10 protein-coding genes are annotated in these 12,250 nt (G+C 73.2%); 3 read left to right on the top strand and 7 right to left on the bottom strand.

The annotated features are described in order from the left end of the window. Positions 1–48: 48 nt before the first annotated feature. From AC6EXY_RS18925 to AC6EXY_RS18895, 7 genes are all read right to left on the bottom strand, one after another. The gene (locus AC6EXY_RS18925; protein ID WP_101836440.1) at positions 49–687 is read right to left on the bottom strand and encodes a TetR/AcrR family transcriptional regulator; all 639 of its coding nucleotides are present in this window, start codon (positions 685–687) and stop codon (positions 49–51) included. Positions 688–849: 162 nt separating this feature from the next. Then, positions 850–1,275, bottom strand: coding sequence for a GNAT family N-acetyltransferase (locus AC6EXY_RS18920; RefSeq protein WP_101836441.1), 426 nt, complete (start codon positions 1,273–1,275; stop codon positions 850–852). Between the two features lie 46 nt (positions 1,276–1,321). Further along, a complete protein-coding gene (locus AC6EXY_RS18915) occupies positions 1,322–3,430 on the bottom strand; it encodes a S9 family peptidase (protein ID WP_499817674.1) in 2,109 nt (702 codons plus the stop codon). A gap of 54 nt (positions 3,431–3,484) precedes the next feature. Further along, positions 3,485–5,269 (bottom strand): N-acetylglutaminylglutamine amidotransferase, encoded by a 1,785-nt coding sequence (locus tag AC6EXY_RS18910; RefSeq protein WP_101836443.1) that lies wholly within the window; start codon positions 5,267–5,269, stop codon positions 3,485–3,487. Between the two features lie 136 nt (positions 5,270–5,405). Further along, positions 5,406–8,003 carry a carboxylate--amine ligase/circularly permuted type 2 ATP-grasp protein gene (locus tag AC6EXY_RS18905; RefSeq protein ID WP_101836444.1) on the bottom strand — a complete coding sequence of 866 codons (2,598 nt, stop codon included), beginning with the start codon at positions 8,001–8,003 and terminating at the stop codon, positions 5,406–5,408. A gap of 372 nt (positions 8,004–8,375) precedes the next feature. Then, entirely contained in the window at positions 8,376–8,549 is a 174-nt protein-coding gene (locus AC6EXY_RS18900) for a hypothetical protein (protein ID WP_499817675.1), read from the bottom strand. Between the two features lie 139 nt (positions 8,550–8,688). Beyond that, a complete protein-coding gene (locus AC6EXY_RS18895) occupies positions 8,689–9,654 on the bottom strand; it encodes a LysR substrate-binding domain-containing protein (protein WP_499817676.1) in 966 nt (321 codons plus the stop codon). A gap of 106 nt (positions 9,655–9,760) precedes the next feature. On the opposite strand from AC6EXY_RS18895, the gene AC6EXY_RS18890 reads away from it, so the two are divergent. The 3 genes from AC6EXY_RS18890 to AC6EXY_RS18880 form a co-directional block, all read left to right on the top strand. After that, positions 9,761–10,324, top strand: a complete 564-nt coding sequence (locus AC6EXY_RS18890) for a peroxiredoxin (RefSeq protein WP_101836446.1) — start codon at positions 9,761–9,763, stop codon at positions 10,322–10,324. Beyond that, entirely contained in the window at positions 10,324–10,881 is a 558-nt protein-coding gene (gene ahpD, locus AC6EXY_RS18885) for an alkylhydroperoxidase, AhpD family (RefSeq protein ID WP_499817677.1), read from the top strand. Before AC6EXY_RS18890 ends, ahpD begins: the two co-directional genes overlap by 1 nt. A gap of 487 nt (positions 10,882–11,368) precedes the next feature. Next, positions 11,369–12,250: FadR/GntR family transcriptional regulator (locus AC6EXY_RS18880; RefSeq protein WP_499817678.1), on the top strand; the 882-nt coding region annotated here is incomplete at its 3' end.

Here is a 12,250-nt window from a genome sequence, read left to right as displayed (position 1 = left end):
TGGTCGCCACGACCGCATGCCTCGGGCCGACGGCGGCGGACCGGCGCCTCAGGCGAACTCGGCGAAACCCTGGCGCAGCGAGCGGAAGGACCGCCGCGCGGCATCAACGGCCTGCGGGAACACCTCCGCCGCCGATCGTCCCGCCGTCAGCTGCCGCCAGTTCTCCCGGGCCAGGATCCGCCGAGCGGTCACCACCTGGCCCGCCGCGAGCGCCGACACGACCGTGTCGGCCGCCGGCGCCGACTCCGCGAGCGCCGCGGCGAGGCTCTCCTCGTCCTGGGCGGCGTACTGGGCGACCCGGCCGGTCAGGCTCGGCGTGGCGAACACCATCCCGTGGAAGGCGAGGACTTCCCGGTGGTCGTTGAGGCCGGTCACCGGATCCCGTCGCGCCAGACCCTCGACGAAGTGACGTTCGAGCGCCGCCAGCGGCGACTCGCCGGGCGCGCGTCGGCGCACCATCCGGGCCTGCTCTCCCTGATGGTCCGCGACGCGGTGCAGGACGAGGTCTTCCTTGCTCGGGAAGTAGGTGAACAGCGTCGGCTTCGACACCTCCGCCGCCGCGGCGATCTCCGCGACCGAGACATCGTCGAACCCGCGCTCGAGGAACAGCGCGATGGCCGCCGCGGACAGCGCGTCCCGCGTGCGCTGCTTCCTGCGTTCCCGCAGCCCACCCGACTCCCGGGACATGGCCGCAAGCTACCAGCCACCAGCGGCCCATCGGGTCCCTATGGGCAACCTCGACGTCGTGCGCCACCAGAGAAGCGCCTGATCACCGCAGGGCCGAGATCCCACGTTCCCGCGGGAACGCCGGGCCACGGCGCCTGCGCGCACGGGCCCCGGCCCGGCGACCTACAGGCGGCGGCTGAGCTGGAAGGAGGAGATGGCGTAGCCGGCGCGCAGGGCGAGACGGTGCGCCTCGTGGCGGTGAGTGCCGACGGTGAGGTGCATGTTCTCGCAGTTCAGGCGGCGGGCCTCCCGCTCGGCCCAGGCGAGCAGGCGGGTGGCGTGGCCGCGGCCGCGAGCCGCGAGGAGGGTGGTCAGGTCGTCGATGGCGATATGGCGCCCCTCGGCCAGCGAGGTCAGCTGGCGGAAGCCGAGAGCGGCGACGACGCGCCCGAGTTCCCCGTCCCACGACGCGACCAGGCGGTAGCCCTCGGGCCGCTGGACCTCGTTCACCAGACGGATGAACCCGGTGGACGTCAGGTGCGGGCGCAGCTGCCGCATCGGGTCGAACGCCAGCCAGGTCCGGTCCGCCTCCAACTCCTCGATCTTCACGGATCGTATTGTGTCAGTACCATCTCGTGATGTTCCGTCCGGCTGCTCACGCGACGGCCGCCGGCTCCCCCGCCGCGTCCCGCGGAAGCGGCAGCGGCGGCGCGAGCAGGGGGCCGGCGAGCCAGTCGACGGCGGCGCGGACGAAGCGCGACCGTCCGCCGAGCCCGGCCACCTCGTGGCCCTCGTCCGGGAAGAGCAGGTAACGGCAGTCGATGCCCCGGGCGCGGGCGGCGGCGACGGTCTGCTCGGCCTCGCCCAGCGGGACGTTGGTGTCGTTCTCGCCGTGCACGACGAGCAGCGGCGCGGCGAGCGCGTCCATCCGGTGCAGCGGGCTCAGCGCACGCAGCAGGTCGGGCCGGGTGTGCGGGTCGCCGTACTTCGTGACGGCGGACGCGGCGATCCACGGCTCGGTGTCCCGGTAGAACGTCTCCAGGTCGACCATGCCGCAGATGTCCATGCCGACCCGGAACAGCTCCGGGAAGCGGACGAGGGCGGCGAGCGTCAGGTAGCCGCCGTAGGAGCGGCCGGCGACGCCGATGCGCGCCGGGTCGGCGAGCCCGCCGGCGACCAGGCCACGCACACAGCTCGCGACGTCCTCGATGCCGTCGGCCCGCCGGTCGAGGTGGTCGGCCTCCTCGAAGGACCGGCCGAAGCCGGCCGAGCCGCGCACGTTCGGCGCGAACACGGCGACCCCGCGGGCCAGCAGGGCCTGGATCAGCGGACTGAACGTCGGGCGCTCCTGCGCCTCCGGGCCGCCGTGCAGGTAGAGCAGGGTCGGCAGCGGGCCGGGCGGGGCGGCCGGCGGCCGGTACCACCAGCCGGTCAGCGGCAGCCCGTCGTGCGCCGTGACCACGTGCGGCAACGGCCGGACGAGCGCCGCCGGCCGCCGCGGCGCGTGCGACACCAGGCACCGCCAGGCCGCCTCCCCCACCGCGGACGGGTGATCCGCGGGCAGGTCGAGAGTCCAGATCTCGCTGGGGGCGTCGGCGTCCTCGGCGGCGACGACCAGGCCGCCGCCGTCGCCGCCCGGGCCGGCCAGCAGGGCGGTCACCACGGCACGGGGTGGCGCCGGGAAGGCGCGGCATCGGCCTTCGGTCAGGTCGACGAGGTCGAGTTCGCTGCGTCCGGCCACGTTCCACGCGACGACGGCCCGGCGCGGCCCGGCGGGGGCGTCCCCGCGGAGCAGGACGAACCGTTCGACGTCGGCGTCCGGGCGCTCGGCGAGCACGATCGCGCCGCCGGCGCCGTCCACGGGGACGTCGAGGAGCGCGGGACGCTCGCGGCCGAGGTCGCCGACCAGCAGCGCGCGGTGCCCGCCGGTGGTGAACCGGCCGGTCAGCGTGGTCGCGGTACCGCCGGGCAGCTCCCACGAGGCATGCACGGCGGCGCCGTGCGACGGCGCGGCGAGCTGGACGTCGACGACGAGGGCCCGGCGCACGCCGCGCGGCCCTTCCCGCAGCAGCAGCCGGTAGCCGACGCCCGGCTCGCCGGCCAGGTCACCGGCCTGGTCACCGGCCTGGTCACCGGCCTGGTCACCGGCCTGGTCACCGGCCTGGTCACCGGCGGGGCGCGGGTCGGTGAACGGCACGACGTCGCAGAGCTGCAGGGCGGTGCCCGCGGCGAGGACGGTCCGTCGGCCGTCCAGATCGACGAGGACCGCGACCGTCGCGCCGGTGGGGTCGGCCCGGTCGGACTCGGTGACGAACAGGGCCCGCCCGTCCGGCGACCAGGTGGCCAGCATGGCCGCGCATCCATCCCCGCCGGCGAGCAGGCGTACATCCTCGGACGTCGCCGCCACGCCGGGGGCGACGAGCCGGACCTCGGTGAGTTCGCCGCCGCCGGGAGCGACCTGGACGGCGAGCAGCCCACCGTCGGGCGACCACAGGGCGGCACGCACGTGGCCGGGGCCGGTCTCGATGACGTGGCCGCTCCCGTCAGCCGAGCGCAGCCACAGTCGGGGGCCGTCCGGACCATCGGCGAGGAAGGCAAGCCGCCCGTCCGGCGCCAGGGCCGGCCCCCGCACACCCACCGCCCTCACCCACTCCTCGGGCAGGTCCCCACCCACGGGCAGGGCCGGGTTCAGGCCGGGGGCAAGGCCGGGGCCGGGGGCGAGGCCGGTGCCGCGATCGCCCGTGGGGGTGGCGTAAGGGGACATCTCGCTCCCATCGGTTGCCGGGGCGGGCGCCGCGGGTCGGGCGGCGGCCGCACGTCAGGTGACGCCGTGGGTCTGCAACCACATCTCCAGCAGCGCGGCCTGCCACAGCGAGTTCGCGCCGAGGGTCGTGCGGTTGTCGTTCGGTGCCGACAGCATGGACTCGATCCAGGCCGGACGGAACAGTCCGCGGGACTTCGCCGCCGGGTCGGTGAGCGCGTCGCGGACCCGGTCGAGGAACGGGCCGTGCAGGTGACGGATCGCCGGCACCGGGAAGTAGCCCTTGGGCCGGTCGATGACGTCGACGGGCATGAGCGGGCGGCCGACGTCCTTGAGCACACCCTTGCCGCCGGAGGCGAGCTTGAGCTCCGGCGGGCAGGCCGCGGCCAGTTCGACGAGCTCGTGGTCGAGAAACGGGGTGCGCGCCTCGAGCCCCGCGGCCATTGTCATGTTGTCGACCCGCTTGACCGGGTCGTCGATGAGCATGACGGCCGAGTCGATGCGCAGCGCCGCGTCCACCGAGGTCTCGGCGCCGGGGCGGGCGAAGTGCGCCGCGACGAACGCGCGGGACGCGTCGGCCTCGGCGAGATGGGGCGCCTCGATCATGGCCGGCAGGTCGCGGTGCGGCCGGTCGGCGAAGACCCGCAGGTAGGCGTCGACGGCGCCGGCGCGGGGCACGTCCGCCAGCGGCGGGTACCAGGAGTAGCCGGCGAACACCTCGTCAGCGCCCTGGCCGGACTGCACGACCTTGACGCTGCGCGACACCTCCTGGGAGAGCAGGTAGAAGGCGACGCAGTCGTGGCTGACCATCGGCTCGCTCATCGCGGCGACGGCGGCGTCGACGGCGGGCAGCAGCCGGGAGCCCGGCACCCGGATCTGGTGGTGGTCGGTACCGAAGTGCCGCGCGATGATGTCCGAGTAGGCGAACTCGTCGCCGGACTCGCCGCCGGCCGCCTCGAAGCCGACGCTGAAGGTCGCCAGCCCCGTCTGCCCGGCCTCGGCGAGCAGTGCGACGATGAGGCTGGAGTCCAGCCCGCCGGAGAGCAGCACACCGACCGGCACGTCGGCGACCATCCGCCGGCGCACCGCGATGCGCAGCCGCTCGGCGATCGCGTCCTGCCAGTCGCGGGCGCTCCAGCCATCGTGCGCCGGGTCGCGGGTGAACGTGGGGCTCCAGTACAGCTCGTCGGTGTGGCTGCCGTCCGGTTCCACGACCCGCACGGTCGCGGCGGGCAGCTTGCGCACCCCGGCGAGGATGGTGTGCGGTGCGGGCACCACCGAGTGGAACGACAGGTAATGGTGCAGGGCGACGAGGTCGAGGTCCGAGCTGATGCCCCCGCCGGCGAGCAGCGCCGGCAGGGTGGAGGCGAAGCGCAGGCGCTCGGCGTCGGCGGCGAGGTAGAGCGGCTTGATGCCGAGGCGGTCGCGGGCGAGCACGAGCCGGCCGGTGTCGCGCTCGGCGACGGCGAAGGCGAACATGCCGGCGAAGTGGTCGACGCAGCGTGTCCCCCACCGGTGGTAGGCCTTGGCGATCACCTCGGTGTCGGAGGTGGAGAAGAACCGGTAGCCGTCGGCGACGAGCTCGTCGCGCAGCTGCTGGTAGTTGTAGATGCAGCCGTTGAACACAGTGGTCAGGCCGAGCTCGGCGTCGACCATCGGCTGGGCGGCGTGCTCCGACAGGTCAATGATCTTGAGCCTGCGGTGACCGAACGCGACCGGCCCGGCGGAGAAGACGCCGACGCCGTCCGGGCCGCGCGGCACCATTGTGGCCGTCATCCGGACCACCGCGTCGACGTCCGCCGTCCGGCCGTCGAACCTCAGCTCACCACTCAGCCCGCACATGTGCGCTCCCGTCGGTCGTCACGATCAGGCGTGATCGGATTGGATCAGGCGCAATCCCCACTTTCGGGCGTTCCTGCCCCGCCACGGCGGCGGACGAGCGTGCTCCACCTTCGATGACGGACGTTTCACACGCGTGTCAGCGCCGTGGGATCCAGGTGTCCTTGGATCCGCCGCCCTGGGAGGAGTTGACGATCAGGCTGCCGGGTGGGGCCACCCGGGACAGCGCCGCCGGCACGACGACCGGCTCCGCCCCCGCGTAGACGAACGCCCGCAGGTCCACCGCGCAGGGCACGAGCTCGCTGTCGTGCCAGGTGGGATGGGTCGACAGGGCGACCACCTCCTGGCCGATCCAGTGGCGCGGGTCGGCCAGGATCCGCTCGCGGACCTCGGTGAGCTGGTACGGCTCGGCGTGCGGGCCGATGACGACGCCCGAGCCGCCGAAGCCGTCGACCGGCTTGACGACGAGCTCGTCGAGATGGTCGAGCACGTGCTGGCACTGCTCCGGGTCGCCGCAGACGTAGGTCGGGACGTCGTCGAGCACCGGCTGCTCGCCCAGGTAGTAGGTGACCATCCGCGGCACGTAGGCGTAGACGACCTTGTCGTCGCCGACGCCGTTGCCGGGCGCGTTCGCGACGGTGACGAGCCCCGCGCGGATCGCCCGCAGCAGCGCCGGACCGAGCGGCGCCCCGTCCGCGCCGGCCGCGCCGAACAGCTCGTCCTCGTCGATCCGGCGGTACAGCACCTCCACCCGACCACGCTTCCCACCCGTCCCGCCGGGGCCGCCGTCGACGCGGTGGACACCCTCGTCGTCGACGATCAGCGACGCGGGCTCGACGAGCGGGACACCCATCTCCTCGGCGAGCAGGACGTGCTCGAAGTAGGCCGAGTCCCCCGGACCGCCGGTGAGCACGGCGACCACCGGATCGCGGCCGGCGACGGCGGGCGGGGCGGCGGCGAGCAGCGCGTCGTGCAGCAGCGCCGGCACGCCGTCCAGGCGCAGGATCCCGGACGGCGGGCCGAGCTCGGGCAGCACCGATTCGGCGAGGCGCCGGCCCTCGATCGCGTAGGCCACCCCGGAGGGGACCCGCAGGTTGTCCTCCAACACCAGCCAGCCGCCGTCACCGCCGCGGACCAGGTCGATGCCGGCGGTGGTGATCCTGATCGTCTCCTCGCCGACGGCCCGCCCGCCGTGACGCAGGCCCGGCGCGTCGCTGACCACCCAGTCGGGGACGACGCCGTCGGCGACGGCGGCCCGCTCGCCGTAGATGTCGTGCAGGAACGCCTCCAGCGCGCGGACCCGCTGCCCGAGGCCGACGGACAGCGTCTGCCAGTCATCGGCGGCGATGATGCGCGGGACGATGTCGAACGGGAACGGCTTGCTCGCCACGTCCCCCTCGACCTTGAACATGATCCCCCGGTCCGCCTGCTCCGCCTTGCGGGCTCCGACCCGTTCGTCGAGGGTCTCGGGGCCGAGGCGTTCCAGCGTGCGCATCACGGCCCGGTACTGGGGGCGCACGGCGCCGCGCTCGTCGACGATCTCGTCGAAGCCGGCGGGCTGGTAGCGCTCCAGCAGGATCGGGGCGATCTGGTCGGGGGCGGACACCGCGGGCGCCACGCCGATCGCCGCGCCGGCCGGCGGGACGTCGCGGGTCTCAGCGAGGATCAGGTCGGCGACGTCGGTGAGCAGGCCGCGCCGGGCGAAGGCGCGCCGCTGGCGCTGGGCGGAACTGCCGCGGCTGGCCGCCTGTTCGGCGAGGTTGTCGATGAGCTCCCAGTCGTCGAAGCGCTCCAGCTGGGGGTGGACCTCCTCCAGCAGCCGGCGCAGCATCGCCCGCGCAGGCACCGGGCCCGCGCCGAGGATGTCGACGAGATCGCCTTCCAGGCCGGAACGGGCGGCCCGCCAGGTCGCGGCGCGCAGCAGCTCGGCACGGGGCGGGGGTGCCTGCTTGCCGGCCTCGATCTCCTCGATCGCCTGGCAGACCAGCGCGCGGAACAGGCCCGCGATGAGGATGACGTTGTCGACGTCCGGGCAGGCGTCGCAGATCCGCAGCTCGACGGTCGGCAGGTGCGCCGACGGGCGAACGTCGAAGTAGACCATGCCCGGGTCGCTGATCACACCGGACTTGATCAGATCGGCGATGAGCTGGTCGTATTCGGCCGCCGTGCGAAACGATCCGGCGACGCCGGCGGTGGGCCAGCGCTGCCAGACCAGCGTGCGCATGCTCGCGTAGCCGCTGTCCGCGCCCATCCAGTACGGCGAGCTGGCCGACAGCGCCAGCAGCATCGGCAGCCACGGCGCGGTCCAGGCGACCACGGCCATCGCGAGGTCCCGGTCGGCGACGTCGACGTGCACCTGGGCGCCGCAGATCAGCTGCTCGCGGGCGACGATCTGGTAGTCCTCGGTCATCTGCTGGTACCGGTCATCGCGGGACACGTCGAGCGCGTCCATGTCGAGGATCGGCACGGTGCCGGCCGCCGCCGGGCCGAGCCCGAGCTGCCCCGCCGCCTCGGCGAGCTGGCGGCGCAGGTCGAGCAGGTTCGCCCGCAGCGCCAGCAGATCGGCCGTCGGTGCACTGTTCGTCTCCACCACGGATTTCAGCAGTTCCGGGGAGAACGAGTCGCCGTCCAGCCGGGCGAGAATTTCCTCTGCCCGCGGAACGAGCTGACGGGTGGTGAGATCGAGGATGTGGAACTCCTCCTCGACGCCGACCGCAACGATTCGTGCGTCGCTCATGGCCGGCTACGCTACGGCCGACCGGTTACGCGTGCATGACGGGCATGTATCCCGCATTCGGGAATCCAACCCGTGCCTCGCCCCGATCATGTGCCACCACCCTGCCTGAGCTCAGCGCCCCGACCCTGCGTCGACGCGGACACCGCGGCCCTCCCCGCGCGGTCACCGTGGTCCCGCCCGCCGGCCGGACCCCGGCGAGCGGCCGGTCGCGGATGCCTCTCACCTCTCCCGCCGCACGTCGATAAAACGTGATGACCAACACGGGTGGGCGCGACAAAGACCGGGTGAATCCGCGGGCGAACGCGCTCGGAATCCATTGCGTCACGCGCGCGGGCCGTCGGCGCGGCCGTTCACCCGCCGCGGGTTAGCGCACTATTCCGCCATACTCGGTTCGAACACCTCCCCGTCGGGGCTGGCGACGACGGTGTAGCCGTCGGGATCACGCAGCCAGATCTCGCGGTGCGCCGGGCCGTTGCCCTGCCCGGCGGCGGGTTGCGCCGCGGCGGGCGCACAGCCGCTGGTACCAGCGGCTCGACGCCTCGACATCCCGGACCACGATCACCGGCTGTGCCCGCGGAGCCCGCACGGGCGCGACCAGCCCGACCCGGTTTCCGGCCGGATCGTCGTTCTCGGCCAGCCACCGTCGTCGCGAAGCGGATCGCGGTCCGCGTGCGCCCGACGAAGATCACGACGTGGGACCACCGCCGGTTGCAGGGCCGGTACTGACCGCGCTCAGAGCGAGGTCGGTAGTGGGCAGGGCGGCCCGGATCTGGCCGGCGAGCAGGCTCCACTCGGTGTGACGGGCCGAGGTCGCGCGGTGGGCGAGACCGATGCGGCGGTGCGGGGCGGGGCGGCGGAAGGTGGCGACGGCGAGGCCACGGCCCTCGCCGACCTCGACGCCGACGGCGCCGGCGGGCAGCAGGGTCAGCCCGAGACCGCCGGCGACCATCTGCACGATCGTCGACAGGCTCGCCGCGCGCAGCGCCGACCGCTCCCGGGCGCCCGCCTCCTGGCAGACGTCCAACGCCTGCGCGCGGAAGCAGTGCCCGTCCTCCAGCAGCAGCAGGTCCTGGCCGGCGAGCGCGGCGGTCGGCACGGCGCAGCCGCCGGCGAGCGGATGCTCGTCCGGGGTGACCAGCACGAACTCCTCGTCGTAGAGCGGGATCTCGACCACGCCCGGCTCGTCGTTGGGCAGCGCGAGCAGCGCCAGGTCGAGCCCGCCGCCGCGCAGCTCGGCGAGCAGCGTCGCCGTCTGCGCCTCGCGCAGCCGCAGCCGGGTGTCGGGCAGGCCCTCACGCAGCGCGGGCAGCAGCCGCGGCAGCAGATAGGGCGCCACGGTCGGGATGACGCCGAGGCTGATGTCGCCAGCGAGCGGCTCACGGGCACGCACCGCCAGCTCGCCGATGTCGTCCACCGCGCCGAGCACGCCACGGGCCCGCCGGACGATCTCCTCGCCGGTCGTGGTGAGCAGCACGCTGCGGGTGGTGCGCTCGACGAGCTGGACGCCGAGGGTCCGTTCCAGGGCGGCGACGGAACTGGACAGCGTCGGCTGGCTGACGTGCAGCGCGCCGGCCGCCCGGCCGAAGTGGCGATGGTCGGCGACGGCGACGAGCGCGCGCAGCTGGGTGAGGGTCGGCTGCGGGGAAGCCATAGGTCGAGGCTATCAAACTTGCCGAATCTTTCGATTTCTCTTCTGAGTCGACGCTCAGCAGAGTGGACCCCGTAGCCCGGACCCTTCGCGCAGAGGAGCAGCTCACGTGCTGACCATCGGTGATGCCTTCCCGACCTACGACCTCACCGGCGTCGTCTCCAGCGACCCGGACACCGCCTTCGTCCGCGAGACCGCTACCAGCCGTCCCGGCCAGTGGCGGGTTGTGTTCTTCTGGCCGAAGGACTTCACCTTCGTCTGCCCGACCGAGATCGCCGCGTTCGGCCGGATCAACGACGAGTTCGCCGACCGCGACGCGCAGGTCCTCGGCGTCTCGACGGACAGCGAGTACGTCCACCTGGCCTGGAAGCAGAACCACCCGGACCTGACGAACCTGCCCTTCCCGATGCTCGCCGACCTCAAGAAGGAGCTGACCGCCGCCGCCGGCGTCCTCGGCGACGACGGGGTGGCGCAGCGGGCGACGTTCATCGTCGACCCGGACAACGTCATCCAGTTCGTCATGGTCACCGCCGGCAGCGTCGGTCGGAACCCGGCCGAGGTCCTGCGGGTCCTCGACGCCCTGCAGACCGACGAGCTGTGCCCCTGCAACTGGCAGAAGGGCGAGGAGACGCTCGGGGCGGCGGCCCCGGCGCCGGTCGAGGTGGCGGCCTGATGGCCGTCGCCCGGCTGCGCGAACTTCTCCCCGACCACGCGAAGGACCTGCGGCTGAACCTCGGCTCGGTGACCAGCCAGTCGCAGCTGTCCGAGCAGCAGCTATGGGGCGTGGTGCTCGCGTCGGCGATCGCCAGCCGCGGCCGCACCACCCTGGTCGAACTCGAGGCCGAGGCGCTCGAGCACCTGACCCCGACCGCCGCCGACGCCGCCCGCACCGCCGCCGCGCTGATGGCGATGAACAACGTCTACTACCGCACGCTGCACCTGCTGGAGGACGACGAGTACGCGAAGTTGCGTGCCGGCCTGCGGATGAACGCGATCGCCAACCCGGGCGTCGACAAGGTCGACTTCGAGCTGTGGTCGCTGGCCGTCTCGGCGGTCAACGGCTGCGGCCGCTGCCTGACCGCGCACGAACGCGAGCTGCGCGGCCGCGGCGTGGCCCGCGAGGTGATCCAGGACGCGATCCGGGTGGCGTCCGTCGTGCACGCGGTCGCCGTCACCCTCGAGGCGGTCGAGACGACCGGCGGCGCGACCCCGTCCCCCGCCACCGGCTGACCTGGCGTCCGGCTGACCTGGCGTCCGGCCCACCGGCGGCGGTCACCCCGCACGCCGCCGGTGGGAGGTCTACTGGCTGTAGTCGACGCTGAGATCGGGGCCGTCGGAGCCCGGCCGGGCGTCCTGGCCCGCTTCCTGGTCTCGCGTACCACGCTGCGCTGACCGACGACGTGTCGTACCTGGTCAGCCCGGCCGCGAGCGGGCGCCCACCAGGTCGGCGCGACCCGTCTCCGGCGAAGCGACCAGCTCGGTACGCGGTTAGCATGCCGGGCATTCGTATTTACTCTACGTAACAAATCGAGTATTACAGCGTGGTACTCGACCGCCCCCGCCCCTGGGGGGTTCCGGCACGCTGCCACAATGCGACTTTGTAAGCACGGTTGGTAGCCAACTCGTCGCAGTGGCAACGAGCCGTACATCCACCGTCGCGGTCCGGAACCTGGGGTGAACCGGGACGGACAGCCACACCTCCAGGGGGATCAAGATCATGACGTTAACGCAACCGGCCGGCACCTCGACCACCCGGATCTCGCCGCACCCGGTGCGCCTCACCCGGGCCGCGGGCCCGGACGGCACGGCGACGCCGGGAACCCCGGGCCGCGCCCTGTCGGGTGCGCTGCTCGCGGCGAACCGCGTCGGGCAGCACGTCCGCGTGCCGAAGACGGCGGAGCTCGTCGCCGCCCACCTGCGCCGCCAGATCGTCCGCGGCGAACTCCACGAAGGCGACGCCCTCCCCCCCGAAGCCGTCCTCATGGAACAGTTCGGCGTCTCCCGCCCCACCCTGCGCGAAGCCTTCCGCGTCCTCGAATCCGAAGCCCTCATCAGCGTCCGCCGCGGCGCCCACGGCGGCGCCCGCGTCCACACCCCCAACGGCGACGTCGCCGCCCGCTACACCGCCCTCATCCTCGAACACCAACACACCACCCTCGCCGACATCCACACCGCCCACACCCACCTCGAAACCACCACCATCCGCCTGCTCGCCACCACCATCACCGACACCCACCTCACCACCCTCACCCACCACCTCACCACCACCGACCACACCCTCAACCAACCCACCCCCAACCCCCACGACATCCACACCCAGCATCTCCACTTCCACACCCTCCTACTCACCACCCCCACCCCCACCAACCACACCCTCACCATGCTCACCAGCATGATCCGCCACATCCTCGACGCCACCACCCCCGACACCCCCACCCCCGACCTCACCACCCTCCGCCACCAACACACCACCCACCACCAGCTCCTCACCCACCTCACCCACCACGACCCCGACGCCGCCGAAACCCTCTGGCGCCACCACCTCACCACCACCCCCCACACCCCCCACCACCCCACCACCCCCCTCGACCTGCTCAGC

It is taken from the genome of Frankia sp. RB5 (assembly GCF_059816245.1).
This window is presented reverse-complemented; position numbering and strand designations above follow the sequence as displayed.

Bases quoted from the DNA above. Each gene is read 5' to 3' on its own strand.
- AC6EXY_RS18905 (WP_101836444.1), bottom strand. From the start codon at position 8,003: ATGAGCGACGCACGAATCGTTGCGGTCGGCGTCGAGGAGGAGTTCCAC.
- AC6EXY_RS18895 (WP_499817676.1), bottom strand. From the start codon at position 9,654: ATGGCTTCCCCGCAGCCGACCCTCACCCAGCTGCGCGCGCTCGTCGCC.
- AC6EXY_RS18910 (WP_101836443.1), bottom strand. From the start codon at position 5,269: ATGTGCGGGCTGAGTGGTGAGCTGAGGTTCGACGGCCGGACGGCGGAC.
- AC6EXY_RS18915 (WP_499817674.1), bottom strand. From the start codon at position 3,430: ATGTCCCCTTACGCCACCCCCACGGGCGATCGCGGCACCGGCCTCGCC.
- AC6EXY_RS18925 (WP_101836440.1), bottom strand. From the start codon at position 687: ATGTCCCGGGAGTCGGGTGGGCTGCGGGAACGCAGGAAGCAGCGCACG.
- ahpD (WP_499817677.1), top strand. From the start codon at position 10,324: ATGGCCGTCGCCCGGCTGCGCGAACTTCTCCCCGACCACGCGAAGGAC.
- AC6EXY_RS18900 (WP_499817675.1), bottom strand. From the start codon at position 8,549: ATGTCGAGGCGTCGAGCCGCTGGTACCAGCGGCTGTGCGCCCGCCGCG.